Annotated in this window: 18 protein-coding genes; 10 read left to right on the top strand and 8 right to left on the bottom strand. The window is 68.2% G+C overall.

The window, feature by feature from the left end; translation table 11 throughout:
- Nucleotides 1-381 precede the first annotated feature (381 nt).
- On the top strand, nt 382-4,089 hold the full coding sequence (locus tag VGP60_RS06790) for a S8 family serine peptidase (RefSeq protein WP_327547008.1): 3,708 nt from the start codon (nt 382-384) through the stop codon (nt 4,087-4,089).
- Here VGP60_RS06790 and VGP60_RS06785 read toward each other — a convergent pair.
- Nucleotides 4,076-5,110, bottom strand: a complete 1,035-nt coding sequence (locus VGP60_RS06785; protein ID WP_327547007.1) for a helix-turn-helix domain-containing protein — start codon at nt 5,108-5,110, stop codon at nt 4,076-4,078. The genes VGP60_RS06790 and VGP60_RS06785 overlap by 14 nt on opposite strands.
- A 93-nt stretch (nt 5,111-5,203) precedes the next feature.
- A complete protein-coding gene (locus VGP60_RS06780; RefSeq protein WP_327547006.1) occupies nt 5,204-5,698 on the bottom strand; it encodes a hypothetical protein in 495 nt (164 codons plus the stop codon).
- An 80-nt stretch (nt 5,699-5,778) separates the two neighbouring features.
- On the opposite strand from VGP60_RS06780, the gene VGP60_RS06775 reads away from it, so the two are divergent.
- The 4 genes from VGP60_RS06775 (at nt 5,779) to VGP60_RS06760 (ending at nt 8,879) form a co-directional block, all read left to right on the top strand.
- The gene (locus VGP60_RS06775; protein ID WP_327547005.1) at nt 5,779-6,366 is read left to right on the top strand and encodes a helix-turn-helix domain-containing protein; all 588 of its coding nucleotides are present in this window, start codon (nt 5,779-5,781) and stop codon (nt 6,364-6,366) included.
- A complete protein-coding gene (locus tag VGP60_RS06770) occupies nt 6,359-7,240 on the top strand; it encodes an SRPBCC family protein (RefSeq protein ID WP_327547004.1) in 882 nt (293 codons plus the stop codon). The genes VGP60_RS06775 and VGP60_RS06770 overlap by 8 nt, the downstream gene beginning before the upstream one ends.
- Complete coding sequence (locus VGP60_RS06765; RefSeq protein ID WP_327547003.1) at nt 7,237-8,196, top strand: phosphotransferase; 960 nt, start codon at nt 7,237-7,239, stop codon at nt 8,194-8,196. The genes VGP60_RS06770 and VGP60_RS06765 overlap by 4 nt, the downstream gene beginning before the upstream one ends.
- 71 nt (nt 8,197-8,267) lie before the next feature.
- Entirely contained in the window at nt 8,268-8,879 is a 612-nt protein-coding gene (locus tag VGP60_RS06760; protein ID WP_327547002.1) for a hypothetical protein, read from the top strand.
- A 73-nt stretch (nt 8,880-8,952) separates the two neighbouring features.
- Here the strand turns inward: VGP60_RS06760 and VGP60_RS06755 are convergent, their stop codons facing one another.
- Nucleotides 8,953-9,549, bottom strand: coding sequence for a TetR/AcrR family transcriptional regulator (locus tag VGP60_RS06755; protein ID WP_327547001.1), 597 nt, complete (start codon nt 9,547-9,549; stop codon nt 8,953-8,955).
- 85 nt (nt 9,550-9,634) lie between these two features.
- On the opposite strand from VGP60_RS06755, the gene VGP60_RS06750 reads away from it, so the two are divergent.
- The 4 genes from VGP60_RS06750 (at nt 9,635) to VGP60_RS06735 (ending at nt 11,833) form a co-directional block, all read left to right on the top strand.
- Nucleotides 9,635-10,354 carry an SDR family oxidoreductase gene (locus VGP60_RS06750; protein ID WP_327547000.1) on the top strand — a complete coding sequence of 240 codons (720 nt, stop codon included), beginning with the start codon at nt 9,635-9,637 and terminating at the stop codon, nt 10,352-10,354.
- Between the two features lie 17 nt (nt 10,355-10,371).
- On the top strand, nt 10,372-10,722 hold the full coding sequence (locus tag VGP60_RS06745) for a VOC family protein (protein WP_327546999.1): 351 nt from the start codon (nt 10,372-10,374) through the stop codon (nt 10,720-10,722).
- A 27-nt stretch (nt 10,723-10,749) separates the two neighbouring features.
- On the top strand, nt 10,750-11,193 hold the full coding sequence (locus VGP60_RS06740; RefSeq protein ID WP_327546998.1) for a nitroreductase family deazaflavin-dependent oxidoreductase: 444 nt from the start codon (nt 10,750-10,752) through the stop codon (nt 11,191-11,193).
- A gap of 64 nt (nt 11,194-11,257) precedes the next feature.
- Nucleotides 11,258-11,833, top strand: a complete 576-nt coding sequence (locus VGP60_RS06735) for a helix-turn-helix domain-containing protein (RefSeq protein ID WP_327546997.1) — start codon at nt 11,258-11,260, stop codon at nt 11,831-11,833.
- Between the two features lie 140 nt (nt 11,834-11,973).
- Here the strand turns inward: VGP60_RS06735 and VGP60_RS06730 are convergent, their stop codons facing one another.
- The 5 genes from VGP60_RS06730 to VGP60_RS06710 all read right to left on the bottom strand — a co-directional run bounded on the left by VGP60_RS06730 (nt 11,974) and on the right by VGP60_RS06710 (nt 17,000).
- Nucleotides 11,974-12,582 (bottom strand): GNAT family N-acetyltransferase, encoded by a 609-nt coding sequence (locus tag VGP60_RS06730; protein WP_327546996.1) that lies wholly within the window; start codon nt 12,580-12,582, stop codon nt 11,974-11,976.
- Between the two features lie 12 nt (nt 12,583-12,594).
- A complete protein-coding gene (locus VGP60_RS06725; RefSeq protein WP_327546995.1) occupies nt 12,595-13,164 on the bottom strand; it encodes a TetR/AcrR family transcriptional regulator in 570 nt (189 codons plus the stop codon).
- Between the two features lie 146 nt (nt 13,165-13,310).
- Nucleotides 13,311-14,030 (bottom strand): hypothetical protein, encoded by a 720-nt coding sequence (locus tag VGP60_RS06720; RefSeq protein WP_327546994.1) that lies wholly within the window; start codon nt 14,028-14,030, stop codon nt 13,311-13,313.
- A gap of 1 nt (nt 14,031) precedes the next feature.
- On the bottom strand, nt 14,032-15,045 hold the full coding sequence (locus VGP60_RS06715; RefSeq protein WP_327546993.1) for an alcohol dehydrogenase catalytic domain-containing protein: 1,014 nt from the start codon (nt 15,043-15,045) through the stop codon (nt 14,032-14,034).
- 245 nt (nt 15,046-15,290) lie between these two features.
- Complete coding sequence (locus VGP60_RS06710) at nt 15,291-17,000, bottom strand: protein-arginine deiminase family protein (RefSeq protein ID WP_327546992.1); 1,710 nt, start codon at nt 16,998-17,000, stop codon at nt 15,291-15,293.
- 165 nt (nt 17,001-17,165) lie between these two features.
- Here VGP60_RS06710 and VGP60_RS06705 point away from each other — a divergent pair, with 165 nt between their 5' ends.
- Nucleotides 17,166-18,467: a protein kinase domain-containing protein gene (locus VGP60_RS06705; protein ID WP_327546991.1), complete on the top strand. Its 1,302-nt coding sequence runs from the start codon at nt 17,166-17,168 to the stop codon at nt 18,465-18,467.
- The last annotated feature ends 93 nt before the right edge of the window (nt 18,468-18,560 follow it).

Here is an 18,560-nt window from a genome sequence, read left to right as displayed (position 1 = left end):
GGGACCAGGAATGGTGCGCAAGGCAGGTTGCAGATGTCGGAAAGTCCATTGCACGCCGATGACAGAAAATGACACAAGACTTCATTGACTCGTATTGTCAGCGACACAGTCGGGCTCGAAGGAAACCGTTGTTTCTCCCTGACACACCATGCCGACGAGCTCCGGCCCACGTCAATACTCCGATCGTCGCAAGGACTCTGAATCGGTAACGCCCTGTTTGCGCAATTCCCTTGCCGGGGAATAGAGGAACAAACAATGGCGCCAAGCCCCTCCCTTGAGACCATTCCGTGACCTGCCAACCGCTGTCGAAGATGCGACGTGTCCTGATTTGGACGCGCCTGCCCTAGTGACGAAAGGCGGCCACACCGTAAGCCTGGTGTGATGCATTGGAGATCACGTGTTCTGGTCCTCGCCTGCGTCAGCACCCTGGCCGCGGGCACCGCCGGAGCCGCGAACGCGGCCCCCGGCCCGACAGCGGCCACCTCACCTGCGGGAACCGAACGTCATTCGGTCACCCTGCTCACCGGTGACGTCGTCCAGGTGGAACGTCAGCCCGGCGGCAAACAGGCCGCGACCATCCAGCCCGCACCCGGTCGGGAGAAGATCCGGTTCCACCAGCAGGAGATCGACGGCCACCTCAGCGTCTTCCCCGAGGACGTCGCCCCCCGGCTGGGCTCGAAGCAGGTCGATCGGAACCTGTTCGACGTCACCGAGCTGATCGCCGAGGGCTACGCCGACGAGCAGTCGAAGACACTCCCGCTGATCCTCACCTACCGCAAGGGCGCCGACCTCCGCACCGCCGAGGCGGCCCCGGCCGCAGCCGAGCTCGGCGCGACGCTGACCAGCGTCAACGGCCGCTCCGCACGGGCCAGCAAGGCCAACGCCACCGCGTTCTGGACCTCGTCCGGCGGTGCCGCGATCGAGCGGATCTCCCTGGACCGCAAGGTCCGTGCCTCCCTCGACCGGAGCGTCCCGCAGATCGGCGCCCCGCAGGCGTGGGCCGCGGGTTACGACGGCACCGGTACCACGGTCGCCGTGCTCGACACCGGGTACGACCCCACGCATCCCGACCTGGCCGGTCGCGTGAGCGAGGCGGTCAACTTCACGACCAGCCCCGACACCACCGACCGGTTCGGCCACGGAACGCATGTCGCCTCGACGATCGCGGGCTCCGGCGCCGCTTCGGGCGGCAGGCTCAAAGGCGCGGCCCCCGGCGCGAAACTGCTCGTCGGCAAGGTGCTCGACGACGACGGCTTCGGCTACGAGTCCTGGGTCCTCGCCGGGATGGAGTGGGCGGCGAACTCCGGCGCCAAGGCGGTCAACATGAGCCTCGGCGGCGGCCCGACCGACGGCACCGACGCGCTCAGCCTCGGCCTCGAAGCGCTCAGCGAGCAGACCGGCACGCTCTTCGTGGTGGCCGGCGGCAACGACGGCCAGCTAGGTGCCTACACCATCGGCTCGCCCGGCACCGCCGAAGCCGCGCTGACCGTCGGCGCCGTCGGCCGTGACGAGAGCCTGGCCTCGTTCTCCAGCCGCGGCCCGCGCCTCGGCGACAACGCCGTCAAGCCCGACATCACCGCGCCCGGCGTCGACATCGTCGCCGCCCGCGCCGCGGGCACCGCCATGGGCGACGTCGTCGACCAGTACTACACCGCCGCTTCCGGCACTTCCATGGCCACGCCGCACGTCGCGGGCGCGGTGGCAATCCTCGCCCAGCAGCACCCCGGCTGGAAGGGCGGCCAGCTCAAGGACGCGCTGTCCAGCACCTCCTTGACCGCCAACGGGTTGTCGGTGTTCGAGCAGGGTGGCGGCCGGGTCGACGTGGCCCGCGCGGTGAACCAGAAGGTCTTCTCCACCGGCACGCTCAACCTCGGCGCGGTCGAGGACGGCAAAGCGCCGGTGTCCAAAGAGGTCACCTACACCAACGTCGGCACCACACCGGTTTCGCTGAAGCTCACGCTCGACGCCAAGTCCCTCGCCGGGATCCCCGCCGCCGACGGGATCCGGATCGACAAATCCACTGTGGATGTTCCGGCCAGCGGCAAGACGACGGTCACGATCACCGGTGACCCGGCGAAGCTGGCCTCGGGCACCTACAGCGGACGGCTCACCGCGACCGCGGACGGCGTGGCCGTGCACACCTCGCTCGGCGCGGACAAGACCGCGCCGAAGCACAAGGTCACCATCTCCGCGCTCGACCTGCAGGGCAACCCGGCCGTCGCGCCGTGGCTGGTGATGTACGGCGAGGACTACCGCTTCGACGTGAGCACCTGGCTGGCGGGCGACGGTCTGACGGTCGAACTCGGCGCGGGCGTGTACTACCTCACCGCGCAGATCAACGGCGTCCAGAGCAGTGATTTCGTGTACCAGGTCGTTCAGCCGGAGATCCGGATCACCGGCGACACGAACATCGTGCTGGACGCCCGCAAGGCGGTGAAGGTGGAGGTCGAAACCCCGAAACCGTCGGAACAGGCCGGGATCTTCAGCTACTACACCTACCGGGAACTCGGCTCGCGCAGGATCGCGAACTACGCCATGCAGTTCGACTACACCCGCGAACTCTGGGTCACCCCGACGCCGAAGGTGACGACGGGTGCCTTCGAATTCGGCTCCCGCTGGTCGAGGATCGCGCCACCGTTGACGGCGAACGTCCTGGGCAGCCGTGATCCGCTCACGACACGCTACCTGCCCGGATCGCCCAAAATGGACGGATGGCGGCTGCTTCAAGCCGTCTCCGCGGGTGCGGGCAAGCCGGCGGACTTCAAGAAGGCGAACGTGCGCGGGAAGGCCGCGGTCGTCGACCCGAATCCGGAGGACTACAACCGCGACGACGTCTCCCGCGCCGCCGCGGACGCCGGGGCAACGATGGTCTTCATCGTCGTGCCGGACGGGTGGGGCACCGCCGCGGCGCCGTCGATCAGCGCGGCGCCGTTCCTGCCGCTCCCGACCGTCCAGCTCTACCGGAACGACGGCGTGGCGCTGCTCGCCAAGATCAAGCGCTTCCCGACTTTCCTGAGCCTGCAGGCGATCGCGGTCAGTCCGTACCTCTACGACGTGGTGCAGACCGAGCAGGGCCGGATCCCGGAGAAGGTCGTCCACAAGGTCACCGCGGCGAACACCGCGACCATCACCACCAGCTACCGCCAGGCCGGCAACGGTGGTGAGGCCAAGGAACAGCGCTTCGCCTGGAAGCCGTGGCAGGAGTTCGCCGTCAACGAGTACCAGCGGTTCGTGGCCACGCCGTCGACCCGGGAGGAGTACGTGAGCTCCGGGGACATCCAGTGGCAGCACCGGGTCAAGCACGGCCTGGTGTGGAACAACGACTCGCCGCTCGACGGCGGTATGACCTCGGCGCCGCGAACCTATACGGGCAAGGAGAACCTGACCGAGGACTGGTTCGCGCCGGTCGTGCGGCCCGCCATCCCGCGGGGCGTGCCGGGTCTGGATTCGACGCGTGACGGCGACAACCTGCGGATCCAGATCCCGGAGTTCGTCGACAGCCAAGCCGGTCACTACGGCTTCAACGAAGGCGACGACCAGGCCGCCCCGGCCACCACGTCGGCGAAGTTGTTCCGTGACGGCAAACTCGTGTCGGAACAGCCCTACGCGTTCGGCACCTTCCCCGCCGGCGCGGACCCGGCGACCTACCGGCTCGACCTGTCGGTGCGGCGCGATTCGCCGGAGTGGCTGTTCGGCACCGCCACCCAGACGTCGTGGACGTTCCGCTCGGCACGGTCGGCGTCACCGGCGCTGCTTCCGTTGCTGCAGCTGGATTACGCGGTGGACGCCGACTCCGGCAACCGTCTCCCGGCCGGGCGCAAGGCCAAGATCGGCCTGACCGCGCGGTTCCAGGACGGGATGGCCGCGCCGGACGTGCGGTCGATGAAGGCCTGGGCGTCCTACGACGACGGCAAGACCTGGCGTGCCGTCGACGTCAAGCGCACCGGGAAGTCCTATGAGGCCACGATCGACCATCCATCGCTCGGGGCCACGAACAAGTACGTCGCGTTGCGGGTGCAGGCCACCGACAGCGCGGGCGACATCGTCGACCAGACGGTGACGCGGGCGTACGGACTCAGCGCTGGATAGCGTCGCTCAAGGGCTCCGGGTGCCTTCCGCCGTTTTCCGGCAGGAGGCGCCCGGGGCTCGGTTCGTCCAGCCAGCCGAGTTTGCTGACCTGCCAAGCGAGCTGCATCCGGGTGTGGGCGTTGACCCGGCGCATCAGGTCCTGCAGGCGCCGCTGGACGGTCCGGTAGCTGACGTCGAGCTGCGTCGCGATGGACTTGTCGCTGACGCCGCCGATGAGCAGGGACAACAGTCTTCGCTCGTCGGGGTCGAGATGGCTCGTGGGCGCGGTGTCGCCGATCCGCAGCGGTGACGCGCGTTCCCAGTAGATCTCGAACAACGCGATCAACGCGGACAGCAGGCTGCTTTCGCGGACGAGCGCGGCGGTGGGCTCCCCCGTGCTGTCGTGGCTGACCAGCGGGCACAGAGCCACCGAGCGGTCGGCGATGGCGAGGCGCACCGGCAGTTTCGAGGTCGAGCGGGCGATCTCGCCACCCTCGATCCCTTCCAGGACGTTGACGATCCTGCCGGGTTCTTCGAGCAGGCCGGTCTCGTAGATCACGCGGTAGCTCACGCCACGCGCCAGCGCCAGCGCCTCCTCGACGTTCTCCGACGCCGCCATCGCGACGTTGCCCTCCAGGCAGAACCACAGCGACTCTTCACGGGCGCCGCGCTGGATGCTGAGTGCCTGCCGCCGGATCGCGTCCACCCCGGTGATGACCTCGACGAGCTGCGCGGAGTCACGCCGCCGCGCGCTGCCGCGGTACTCCTCGGCGAGCTGGGACACCGCGGCCCTGGCGGCCTCCAGTTTCTCCTGGCCGTGTACCAGCAGCGGACCGAGCGAGACGTCCGGCGGCGCGGACATGTAGTGCTCGTCGGCCTTGCTGACGAGACCCTTCGCCAGCAAGTTCTCCAGGATCGGGTCCACCTCGCCGCGGCCGACGCCCGCCTTGCCCACGATCTCGTCGGGGGCGGTCCGGTAGCCGCCGACGATCACGCGGTAGACCCGTTCTTCGTCGGGAGTCATGCCCAGTGCTTCCAGCACAATGCCTCCTAGCGTCGCGGCCACAGGGTTTCCCATCGGCGCTGACGGCTTGGCCACAACGTAGACAACGCGAGGTTCAGACCAGCGAAGGGGTCAGGTTGCCTCGGGTTCTCCGCGTTCGTCTTGCTCTTGGCGTTCTTTTGCCTTGCCGATGAGGATCGCGAACACGCGCGCGACACCGCGTCCGGTGCCGAAGACCTGGCCTGCCATCACCCCGGCGAGCGCGGCCAGCCCGGCGACACCGAGGACCGGGCCGTCGAACCACACGCCGAGCAGCTTGCTCTTGAAGATGCTGAACGCCAGGTATGCCAGCAGGATGACCCCGCCGACGGCGTCGAGCTTCCCGACGACCTTGCCGGAAACGTGATCCCAGCTCAGCGAGAACATGCGGCTCGCGATGATCCCGACGACCACGCCACCCACCAGGCTCGCGAGGACCGGAAGCACGCTGTCACCGCCGATGCGGATGCTGTCCACGAGGACGATCACGGCCATCACCAGGAAGATCAGGAAGTAGATCCGGACGCGCAGCCGGATCGGTTTGGCTATGTGCAGCGCGGCGAGCGCACGTCGTTCCTTGGACGGCATCGAACCCCTCATGATCGTTTGCCCGAAGTCTGTCACGCCCCATTGACAAAATAGATTTTTATGTTCAAACTCTTTTGACCATGAGGGAAGTTCAGTACTTGGACCGGCTAGAGCAGGCAGAGGCCCTGCTCAAGCCCCAGCGCATCGAGGTCCTGCGGCTGCTCGCGGAACCCCGGTCGTGCACCGAGGTCGCGCTGCTCCTCGACCAGACCCCGCAGCGCGTCTACTACCACGTCAAGCGGCTGGTGGACGCCGATCTCGTCACGCTGGTGTTGGAGCGCAAGGTGCGGGGCATCCACGAAGGGGTGTACCGGGCGAGCGCGCATTCCTACTGGCTTTCGCCGCGTCTCGTGGGCCGCGTCGGCCTGCGGGCGTCCCGGGACAAGCTGAGCCTGGGGCATCTGCTGGACCTGATGGAAGAGGTCCAGGCCGACGTCGCCGCGCTCGACGAGACCGTGCTCGACAACACAGCGGACGGCGACGAGCCGCCGCACCTGCCGTCGCTCGGTGTCTCAGGCGAGATCCGGGTTCGGCCCGAGCAACGCCAAGAATTCCTGGACGACCTCAAGAACACGTTGCAAGACCTTTTCACCCGCTACGGCGGCGCCGAAGGAGACGCCTTCAAACTGGCCGTCGCCTGCTATCCCAAGGAGAAGAACCATGAGTGAGCCGACCAAGATCAGTATCCGGGTCAAAGCGGCGGTCAAAGAAGCGCACCACGCGCTGACCGACGCCGGTGAGTTGCGGGTCTGGCTGGCTGAGCACGCCGAAGTCGAGCTGCCGCATCGCTATGAGTTCTGGGGCCGCCACACCCCCGCCGGGGACGCGCCGCATCAGCGCCCGCTCCACGCCGACGACCACACTCTGCGATTTTCGTGGGAACTCGAAGGGCAGGAGACGACAGCCGAGTTCGTCCTCCAGGAGGAGGCGCCGGATTCGACCATCGTGACGCTGACGCTGACCGGGCTGCCCGGTTTCCACGAGATGCTGGCGCAGAACAACGTGCTGGGCCTGCTGTACACCTTCTGGACGGCCTCGCTCGCGAACCTCGTCGACCATCTCGAAGGCCGTGAACTCACGCCGAAATGCGATTTCACCTCCGAAGAGCTGCGGGCGCAACTGCTCATCGACGCCGCCCCGCACGCCGTCTACGACGCACTCACCGATCCGGCGAAGGTGACCGCGTGGTTCGGCGCGAATATCGAAGCCGAGATGCACGTCGGCGGCCGCTGGTGCATGGGTCCGCTGGAGGCGAACGCCGAGGCCGCGAAAATCGTCGAGCTGGCGGCCGATCACAAGCTGTCCCTCCGGTGGCCTGATGGCCTGGTGGAGAGCTGGGAGCTGGAGGGATCCGGTGGCAAAACCCAGCTCACCTTCGTGCAAAGCGGTTTCGACGAAGGACACGCTCCGTACGCCGCGTGGATGGGCTCGCTCGGTGGCACCTCGCAGCTGCGTCGCTACCTCGAGGTGGACAACTGGCGACCGATCTGGACCCAGATCCAGCTCGACGGCGTTCCCGACGGCCTCCTGACGAACCAATGACCGGCGTCGAGGTCTGGTCGTCGCCGGAGTGGCGGACGCTCGCGGTGTCCTGGCTCGACGAACAACTCGCCGCGGCCGGGATCGAACGGACCGGCGACGTCACGCAGCCGCACCTGGAGCGGTGGGGCACCGCACTCCGGGCGCCGACCAGCCGCGGTCCGATGTGGCTGAAGGCGCCCGGACCGGCGACAGCGTTCGAGGTGGGGTTGTACCCGCTATTGGCCCGCGTCACGCCGGAGTGGGTCCTGCCTCCCCTCGCCGCCGACGTCGGCCGCGGCTGGATCCTGTTGCCCGACGGCGGGATCACGCTCGGGGACCGGCTGGGCGAGCTCGACCTCGTCGAGACGCTGGTGAAGGTTCTCCCGCAGTACGGCCAATTCCAGCGCGACCTCACCCCGCACGTCGGCAGCCTGCTGTCGTTCGGCATCGCCGACATGCGCCCCGAAGTCATGCCGCGCCGGTTCGACGAAGCCGTGGCCACCGTGCGTGCCACGGAGACCGCCCGCCGGGTGGCCGCGATGCGGGACACCTTCGTGTCGTGGTGCGAAGAGCTGGAAACTGCGGCTGCCGCGCCGAGCCTGGACCACAACGACCTGCATCCGTGGAACATCTTCCACGCCGCGACCGAGCCCGTCCGGTTCTACGACTGGGGTGACAGCGTCGTCGCACATCCGTTCGCCAGCATGCTCGTCGCCCTCGGTTTCGTTCGCGAGCAACTCGGCGACGACGCGATCCTGCGGCCGAGAGACGCCTACCTGGAGGTGTTCAGCGACCTCGCCCCGCACGGCGAACTGGTCGCCGAGATGGAACTGGCGTGCCGGGTCGCGAAGATCGCCCGGGTGCTGACCTGGGCCAGGGCCGTCGGCGGGCGGGCCGACGAGCCGCTGAGGTCGCTCGAAGCGCTGCTGGCCGACTCCAGCCTCGCACTGAGTCTTGAGCCCGTTGTCGCAAAGTGAGACGCGGGCCGGGCGATTAGTGCGGTCTGCTGGGAGTTCAGTCTTCCCGCGGCAGACAGGAGCATCCCAGGATGTCCCAGCAGACCCAAGGTGCGGCGCCGCCCTCGAGCGCGCGTGAACTCCGGAGCCCGGCGGCGCTCGCGCTCGCCGACCTCGCGGCGATCTTCGACGACCTGCAGTTCGTGCTCCGCTGCTGCGAACGCCTGATCACCGAACTGGAACGCGACTCAGCGTCCTCGGAGCAAGACGACCTTGTCATCGAGTCCCTCTGGGTGGCGGCGCTGACGTCGTACGCGCGCTGCTTCCGCCCCGGCGAACGCGGCATGGGCCTGGCCGTCACCGATCTGAGCGCCACCGGCCTCAAAGGCGACGTGGTGGAATGGCACTCACTGCTCGGCAAACTCCGGAACTTCTACGTCGACAGCAACGCGAACCCCCGGGAGTTGTTCTCCGTAGGCGTTTCTCAGTCGGACTCCGGCACCGCGGACGGCATCGTCATCACCTCGATCGTCCAACCCCAGGTCGACGAAACCACCGTCCGCCAAACCGGCCGCCTGGCCTTCGAGCTGAGCCGCCTGGTCGACGACCGCATCAAAACCCAGCAGAAAACCGTCTTCACCGCGGCCCAGGCCCTGTCCCCGGACAACCTGAACGAACTGCCCCCCATCGCGGTCAGCACCTAATCCCCGCCATCTGTCGACAGATGGCGATCTCTTACGAACTGAGAGATCACGTTCTGTCGACAGATGGCGTAAATCAGGCCGGGATTGCCAGGTCTACTAGAGCGGCGGCCACCGAACGGGCCGCGCTCTCGGCGCCGGGATCGTGGTCCATCCAGGCTCCGATCCCGGCTCCGTCGTAAAGCAGTACGAGTTGCTTCGCCAGCCCCTTCGGATCCTTCGCCCCGGCCTCGGTGGCGAGGTTGAAGAACAACGAATGCACCCACTCGCGATAGTCGTTCGACTCCTGTTCGATCGCCCCGCCGGGTGGCGGCGCGTCCGCGTTGGCGCCGATGAACGCGCATCCCCGGAAACCGGGGTCACTGAACGACAGCCCCTGGACCTCGAAAACCCCCACCAGCCGCTCACGGGCGGTCGAATACCGGGCGGCCAACTCCTGGCTCATGCGTTCCATCGTCGCGTCATGCCGTAGCCGCAGATACGCGCGAACCAGCTCTTCCTTGCTCCCGAACGCGCTGTACAGCGTCGCCTTGGCGACGCCGGCGTGCTGGATGACCCGGTCGATGCCGACGGCCTGCACGCCCTCCCGATAGAAGAGCTCGTCGGCCGCGGCGAGCAACCGCGCGCGGGCGGCGACCTTGCGTTCCTGGGGTGACGGGGCTTTTTCGGCCATGTCTTGACAATACCAGACCGGTCTGTCTACGTTTGGTGTTACACAGACAGACCGACCTGTCTGGCAATGACTCAGGAGACACTCCATGTCCGAACAGAAGACCGCTCTGGTCACCGGCGCGACCTCCGGAATCGGCCGCGCCATCGCCACCCACCTCGGCAAAGCGGGCCTCGACGTCGTCGTCCACGGGCGCGACTCAGTCCGCGGCGCGGAAACGGTCGACGCGATCACCGCGGCGGGCGGCAAGGCCCGGTTCGTCGCCGCCGATCTCACCGACACCGCCGACGTCCAGCGCATGGCCCGCGAGATGGGCGACGTCGACGTGTTGGTCAACAACGGCGGGTTCTCCGCGTTCAGCCCGAGCGCCGATCTCGACGTCGAAACGTTCGACTCGCTGTTCGCGGCCAACGTCCGCGCGCCGTTCCTGCTCGTCGCCGCGTTCGCCCCCGGCATGGCGGCCAAGGGCCAGGGCAGCATCATCAACATCGGCAGCATGGCCGGGGAACTCGGCCTCCCCGGTGGCGCTGCCTACGGCGGCACGAAAGGCGCGCTGTCCTCGATGACCCGCGCCTGGGCGGCGGAGTTCAGCCCCCAGAACGTCCGCGTGAACCTCGTCGCGCCCGGACCGGTCTACACCGACGGCACCGACGCCGACTTCATCAAGCAGCTCGGCACCACGACCGCGCTCGACCGCGGCGCCGACCCCGAAGAGATCGCCGAAGTCGTCGGTTTCCTCGCCTCCCCCAAGGCAAGTTACGTCACCGGCGCCATCCTGGCCGCCGACGGCGGCCGCACCGCCATCTGAGAAAGGACTTCCCCGCAATGAGCACCCCACAGGTGATCGGGCTGAGCATCGACACCGGAGACGCCGCCGCGTTGGCCGGATTCTGGGCCAAAGCGCTCGGGCGCACCGTCAACCCCGGCGCGAGCACCGAATTCGCCGCTATCGACGCCACCGATTCGGGGCCACGACTGGTGTTCCACCAAGTTCCCGAAGCGAAGACCGCGAAGAACCGGCTGCACCTCGACCTGCTGAGCACCGAATTCGCCGCCGAATCCGAGCGGCTGCTCGCCCTCGGCGCCACCCGCGTCCACGACGTCGAACAGGGCGGCGCCCGGTGGACGACGTTCGCCGACCCCGAAGGCAACGAGTTCGACCTCGTCGCGGGCTGAACCACCCGCTCGCAGAAAGGAATCCTTGTGTCCACCCAAATCGAGGGCGAATACCAGCCCAGCCCGGCGGCCGCCGTCCGCGACCAGGTCGCCAGCTACGAAGCCACCGACGGGCGTGAAGGCGGGACGCTCGAAGGCAAGCCTGTAGTCATCCTCACCAGCACCGGCGCCAAGACCGGCAAACTCCGCAAGACCCCGGTCATGCGCATCGAGCGGGACGGGATTTACGTCGTCGTCGCCTCGGCGGGCGGCGCGCCGAAACACCCGCAGTGGTACCACAATCTCGTCGCCCAGCCGCTCGTGCGACTCCAGGACCACGCGGACGTCCACACGTTGCGCGCACGGGAAGTGACCGGCGACGAGAAGACGCGCTGGTGGGAAGTGGCGGAATCCGAGTGGCCGCACTACCCCGAGTACCGTGCCACCGCCGGGCGTGAGATCCCCGTCCTGGTACTCGAACCGGTCGACTGATCAAGCCGCGTAACATCGAGGGCAAGCGGAGTGCACTCCGATAGACCCGGCGAGGAGAAGACACGTGGTGGCACCGGCCGATCGCCCGTTGCGCGCGGACGCGCGGCGGAACCGTGATCTGCTCCTCGCCTCCGCGGTGCGCGCGTTCTCCGAGAACGGGCTCGACGCGACGGTCGACGCGATCGCGAAGGACGCCGGGGTGGGGATAGGCACGCTCTACCGCCACTTCCCCACCCGCGAAGCCCTCATCGAAGCCGCCTACCGCAACGAACTCACGACAGTCTGCGACGCCGTCCCCGAACTGCTCGCCGCCCTCTCGCCGGAAGAGGCCACGCGAGCGTGGATGGACCGGTTCATCGACTACATGACCACGAAACGCGGCATGTCCGACGCGCTGCGGGCGGTGATCACCTCGGGCGGCAATCCGTACGCCCACAGCCGCGACCTGCTCGGCACCGCGCTCAAGAAGCTGCTCGACGCCGCCGGAGCCGTCCGCGCCTTCCGGACCGACATCGACGCCGACGACGTCCTGATCAGCCTCAGCGGTGTGGCGCTCGCGGCGGGCGAGCCCACTCAGCGTGAGCAGGCGGGCCGCCTCCTCGACCTCCTCACCGACGGCCTGCGCTACCGCCGCTCGTGAGTGTTGCTGATGGGGTGGGGAGCCGAACTCAAGCGCTTTGGCGAGAAAGTGCGGCCGGACAGCTCCACTGAAGGCGCCCGTGAGTTGAGCAGGTCCACGATCGCCGCCGTGGTTCCGGCATGTCACACGGCCGAAGACCTTTACACGTGATCCGTCACAGAGGCCGACCGGCGAATCACCTTCGCGTCGTTGATCCGGGCGTGCAAGTGCATGTCATGCCAGCCGTCGGCGTGCAGCCCCTGAAGTCGTTGTGTCCCTTCGTAGGCATAGCCCGCCTTCACCGCGACCCGACAGGAAGTCTCGTTCCTCGCCGAATGTCCGAGCGTCATGCGATGGAAACCGGCCTGACCGAACATCCACGCCGTCACCCCCCACAACGCCCGGGCGGCGATCTTGCGGCCACGAGCGGCGGGCACGACCCAGTAGGCCGCTTCACCGGAGCCCTCGGCGAGGCTCAACGCGCGGAAGCCGACGCGCCCCACAAGGAGGCCGTCCCGCGTGACGGCCCAGCTCGCATCGGTCTCGGCCGCCCAGCGGTCCGACCAGGATCGCACCCAGCTCAGCGCTTCGTCACCGGCCATGGTCCGGACATGCCATCGCTGGATGTCGGGGTCGCGATAGGCCTCGTGCACCGACGGCGCGTCCGAAGGTTCCCACGGCCGCACGAGCAGCTCGTCGACGGTGAACCCGGGCTGAGTGTGGCGGCACAGCCCGCCGGGCGGGATGGCCGGAGGCATCAATGCGGGCATTCCAGCATGATGTCAGTGGAGGATGTTGCCGAACACCACGGCGAAGAAGTCGTCCATCGGCTCGGTGGTCTTGACGACCTTTCCCCGCAGCAGCGCGCCTTCCCAGGCGTTCAGGATGAACCGGCTCGTCACGTCCGGATCGAGATCGGCCGGCGCTTCGCCGATGGCCTGGGCGTCCCGGATCGAATCGGCGATGCTCGCCGACCAGCCTTCGAGGCTTTCGCCGACCTGGGACCGGATCACCGCGCTGTGGTCGGCGACTTCCGCGCCCATGTTGCCGATCAGGCAGCCGCGCGTGAACTCGTAGCCGACCTGGGCGTCCCGCATCGCGGTGAACCGCGCACGCAACTGTTTCAGCGGCGACAAACCCGGCGTCTCCGCCCGCCAGCCGGAGCCGGTGGTGTAGCGATCGACCACCTCGGCGCCGAGGTCTTCCTTGCTCTTGAAATGATTGTAGAAAGACCCCTTGGGCACCCCGGCGGCCTTGGTGATGTCCTCCACCGAACACGCGTTGAAGCCGCGCCGGTGGAACTCCACCAACGCGGCTTCGACGATGTTTTCACGCACACTGGGCCTAGGCATCCTATCAATATGACCAGTCGTCTTGTTCTTGTCAAGCCCTGGCCAGGCCAGGATTCGTCATCCGGGACATGTTGACGAAGATCTCCAGCCTGCCGTGCTCGCGTGCCGGCGGCCGTGGCTTCGAGAGACCAGAATCGGTTCCACGATCACGCCTCGAACTTTATGTCGGTGAGGTCGATCGAGACGAGCACCGGTTCCGGGATCACCGTCCCGTCTTCGCCGAGGCCGTAGACGCGGCGCTTGGTCGGGACCATGATGCCGTCGAACTCCCGGTATTCCGAGGCATAGTGCGCCGCGGAACCCGCGTTGATGACCTCGGCGGTGTAGTCGTGCCGCCGGAGCAATCCGTCGGGGCCGTAGTAGAAGATCTGTTCGGCGTTGTGGGTCGCGATGTGCTCGGGGAACTCGACCTTCAACCGGCGCCAGGTCTCACCTTTTTCCTGCCACGGCGACAGTTCCTCGGTCCGGAAGCCCGGTGTCGAGAACGAAAACGGGGCGGTCAAATAGGTCCACATCGCGTAGCCGCCGAAATAGGCGAGATGCAGCCGGTCCCATGGGGTCTCGAGGGAGTGCCCGGCGAAGGCGTCCCGTGGACTCTTCCGCTCCTCGATCACTTCTCCCCCATCGGTTTCCACGGCCACCCGATCGCCGGTGAAGGCCGTGCGCGTCCCCGGTTCCGGGAACGGGAAGTGGCTGGTGAACTGCCGATGCAGCTCGACGCGCACGTTGACGTCGGCGAAGCCTTCTTGTCCCTTCACCGGCCAGATCACGCCGCCGGTGTCGAGATGCGCGGTGACGCTGCCGAGCTCGTTCCACCGCTCGAGGCCACCATGGGCGGCGATCACGAAGTCTTTGAGGTCGGTCATTTCACACCATTTCCAGTACGACGCGGAACCGGGCCTGCCCGGAGAGCATGTGCGTGTAAGCCTTGGGAGCGTCAGCCATCGGCAGGACCTCGTTCATCGGGTGAACGCCGCCGGCGAGACTGAACTCGAGGTTGTCCTCGTTGTCGATCGAGCTGCCGGTCAGGCTTCCGCTGACCGTGCGGGTGCCGAAGATCAGGTCCGTGGTCTGCACCGAGATCGGGTCCGGCGCGGCACCCACGACGACCATGCGGCCGCGGGGCGCCAGGCCGGGGATCAGCGGCGTCATCGACGCGCCGCTCGCGGCGGTCGCGATGATCGCGGCGGCACCGCCGAGCTTCCGCAGCGCGGCACCCGGGTCGTCGACGGAGCTGTCGATGTAGTGCTGCGCACCGAGTTCCGCCGCCAGCGCGGCCTTGTCGGCGCCGCGCGCGATCGCGGCGACGCGGAAGCCGAGCTTGCTCGCGTACTGCAGGCCCAGATGGCCGAGACCGCCGATGCCCTGCACCGCGACCAGCGCGCCCGGGCGGGCGTTGATCTGGCGCAGTGCGGTGAACGTCGTCAGCCCCGCGCACAACAGCGGCGCCGCCTCGACCGAGGACATGCCCTCGGGGATGCGGACGAGGCCACTGGCCCTGGCGTACGCGACCTCGGCGTACCCACCGTCCACAGTGGTCCCGGTCTGCGGCTGGTCCAGGCAGTTGACGAAGTCGCCGCGGCGGCAGAACTGGCACTCGCCGCAATGTCCGCCCAGGAAACCGACGCCGACCCGCTCCCCCACCCGCCAGGCCTTGACCCCAGGGCCGACCGCGTCGATCACGCCGACGATCTCGTGTCCCGGGACCAGCGGCGAAGACGGGTCCTCGCGCAGACCCTCGACAGCGAGCACGTCGGAATGACAAACCCCGCAAGCCTCGACGCGGAGCCGGACTTGGCCAGGAAGGGGTGCGGTGAGCTCACGGTCGACCAGCTTGAAGTTCTGCGCTCCGGTCACTTCGAACGCGCGATAAGTAGCCATGCTTCTTCCTCACCAGTGCTGGGATTTTCGCGGCCGCCTGGCCGGTGTCCAGATCCAATATGACCGGTCATCTTAGACTTGTCAAGATGCGTTCGCGAATGACCGAGCAGGACTCAGCTGCACGCGCGGCTCGGGTGGGTGGCTCGTGAGTGGCAACAAGTGTTAGAACACTTGTTGCCACTCACGACCCCACCTGACCAGCGGAAACGGGCTGCCGCGGGCCTGTCACCGGAGCGCCCTGAAGGTCACCACCAGCGTTCGACGGTGCTGGTGTCCCGCCAGGCGTTGGTGACGCAGTGCACCTCGCCACCGCCGAAGTGGGCCCAGTAGAGGTCCTCCACCCAGTGCACCCGGACCCGGTTGCGGGCCAGCGCCTCCTCGGTGGCCACGCGGAACAGGTCCCGCCCGTCGACGCGCGGGCCGTGCGGGTCCGGCGCGGCGAAACTCTCGGCGGTCAGGGAGATCCCGTTCGGGATGCCCGGGGTGAGTGCGGCGAAACCCGGCCCCCGCTTGGATTCCTCGAACAACACCGGCACGCGGACCAGTTCACCCGGCGTCAGGCCGGTGGCGGCGAGCATGATCGACAGTTGCACGTCGATGTTCCGGGCCGCGGTTTCGTTGCCCGCCAGCATTTTCGCGTCGCCCAGCAGCTCGTCGACCGACGGTTTGCGCGTGGCGTTGGTGTCCTCGAACAATTTCGCCGTCCCGCCACCGGAATCCTTGGCCTGACGCAACAACCGCTCGGCCGATCGTGGGTCGGCGACCATCAGCGTCCACCCGCGGGCGTTGTCCGCGCGGACCACGTGCAGGGTCTCGTCGGCGTGCCCGACCAGCAGCCACGAGGTGTCGACCACCACCGGCGGCTGCAATCCTTGTCCCGCAAGCATTCCGACGAAGGCCGCGGCAGGCTTCCGATTACTGTCGGCGGGCGCGGAGCCGTACACGATCCGCCCGTGCGGGAAACCCGCGTACGGCGGCAGCGCCTCGATGTTGCCGGTCGCGCCGCGCTGGTCCACCCACAGGTCGACCGGGGCGGTGTCGCCCAATTCCTGTACCACGGCGACATCCGGCCCGCGAAGATCGCGGAACAGCAACCGGCCGAGCGGCCGCGGGGTCGGAACGCCGAGGTCCCACATGTTCGCCGAGCGGATTATCACCCGCATGGCCTGCACGCCGTGCCGGGCGGGCATGCTCGCGACGGCCGGTTCGAACACGTCCTGCCACCAGACGTCCTGCCAGCCCGGTTCGGTACCCGCGATGTACTGCGTCTCGATGCCTTCGGCCCGGGTGGCACGGTTGAGCGCCGCGCTGAACTTCCCCCATTCGCCGGGATGGCTTCCCGGCAACGGCGGGAGACCGGGCGCGGGTTTGCCCGCGAACACCTTGGTGGCCTTCATCAAGTCGTGCTGCAGCAACAACGGCGCGACGCGCAGTTCCTTGTCGAGCTGCCGGTCTCCCAGCACCACCGACAGCGTCACGCGGCCGTCCCAGCGCGCCGGGTCACGGATGATGTCGCGGCCCTCTACCGCGATTTCGGCGCCCGCGCGGACTTCCACCGCGGTGATCACCCCGTCGCCGGGCAGGATCGGCCGGAACCCGTTGCCGTGCCGGACAAAGATCCGGACGTACTGAGCCGGGGTCGCATTCACCCGTACGGTTTCACCCGTTGGTGCGCCGACTAGCTCGATCATGGTCAGATCGGCTTCGTCGTTGGCACCGTTCACTTCCTCGTCGGCGGCGTCGTTGCACGCGGCCAGCCGCGCGTCGACCTCGACTCCCGGCCGGTCCAGCTCGGCCGGGTCGACGCGGCAGCGCCGGGCGTCGTCGTCGAGGTTGGGCAGGAAGATCCCCTCGCCCCGCAGCTGCGGGGCCACCGGTACCACCGTCGCCGCCGCGGAAACCGCCACCGCGCCGGCCACCATCAGCATGGCGAGCACAAGCCCCCTGAGCCTCAAGTTCGCTGTCCTTTCGTTGTCTCCCTTCCGAGACTAGGAAGATCAACGACTCGCGGCGTCCTCCCTTGGAAGGACCGGCAGGCTGACATCGGATTCGCCTTCACCCTCGCCACAGACGGCGGGAGGACGATAATCGCCACGCACACCCCGCACAGGAGGTTCGCCTTGACCGAAGAGGACGAGTTGATCGCCGGGCGCTACCGGCTGCTGTCCCGGATCGGCCGCGGCGCGATGGGCGTGGTGTGGCGGGCGACCGACGAGCGGCTGGACCGGGTTGTTGCGGTCAAGCAACTTCTGCTCGACGACGCCGCCGACCCGGTGACGGCCGAGCAGGCGGGCCTGCGGGTGATGCGGGAGGCCCGCGTCGCCGCGCGGTTGCGGCATCCGCATGCGATCACCGTGCACGACGTGGTCGAGCACGCCGGAAAGCCTTATCTGATCATGGAATTCCTGCCATCGAAGCCGTTGCCCGAGCTCGGCGTGCCGGCGCCGGAGTACGCGGCGCGCGTCGGCAGCCAGGTCGCGTCCGCGCTCGCCGCGGCCCACGCGGAGGGCATCGTGCATCGCGATGTCACCCCGGGCAACGTGCTCGTCACTCCGGAAGGTGTCGCGAAGATCGCCGACTTCGGCATCTCGCGGGCCGCCGGGGAAGGCACGGTGACCGGCGGCGGGCTGATCGCCGGGACCCCGGCCTTCCTCGCCCCCGAGGTCGCCGACGGCGAAGAGGCGGGCTTCCCGTCGGACGTCTTCTCCCTCGGCGCGACGCTGTACTCCGCCGTCGAGGGCACTCCCCCGTTCGGCACCGACGACAACCCGATGGCACTGCTGCGCCGCGTCGCGCGCGGTGAGATCAATCCGCCCCGGCAGACCGGCCCGCTCGTGGACGTCCTGCTGGTGATGCTGCGCCGGGACCCGGCCGAGCGGCCGTCCATGGCCGAGGTCCACGAAGCACTCGAAGCGGTCGCCGACGGGAAACCGGTCCTGCTGCCCCCGCGCACGCCGACCCTGCTGCTCCCCCAGCGCCGCTCCCGGCGCCCGCTCGTCGCGGCAGGCGTCGCCGCGGTGACGCTGGTCGCGGCCGGGATCCTGATCGGCACGCTGTTCAACCGCGGGCAGCCGGGCGGCGAAGCGGCGGCGAGCACCCCGTCAACAACACCACCACCGGCTTGCGTGGCCGAATTCAAGGTGACCAACGCCTGGCCGGACGGCTACCAGGCGGAGGTGACCGTGCGCGGCGACGACCAGCCGTCGCTGGCCCGCTGGACCGTGCGCTGGGAACTCCCGGCCGGGCACTCCATCGACAACCTGTGGAACGGCGTCCTCTCGCGGGAGGGTTCGTCGGTGATGGTCACGAACGCGGGCTGGAACGGCACGGTCGCCGCCGGCGCGACGACGACCTTCGGGCTGGTCGCGAAGGCGCCGAAGGGCTCTGTCGCCCGGCCGGCACTGAGCTGCGAGGGCGTCTGAACTCAGACAGAACTCTGGGGTTATGAGCAGACTCACAAGGTTCCGGCCCGACCTGGGTTCCCACCCGTTCGGCCGAATCCGCTGGCCAGGCCC

It is taken from the genome of Amycolatopsis sp. (assembly GCF_036008905.1).
Classification (GTDB): Bacteria; Actinomycetota; Actinomycetes; order Mycobacteriales; family Pseudonocardiaceae; genus Amycolatopsis.
Note: the sequence above shows the minus strand (reverse complement) of the source record. Positions and strands in the feature narration are given on the sequence as shown.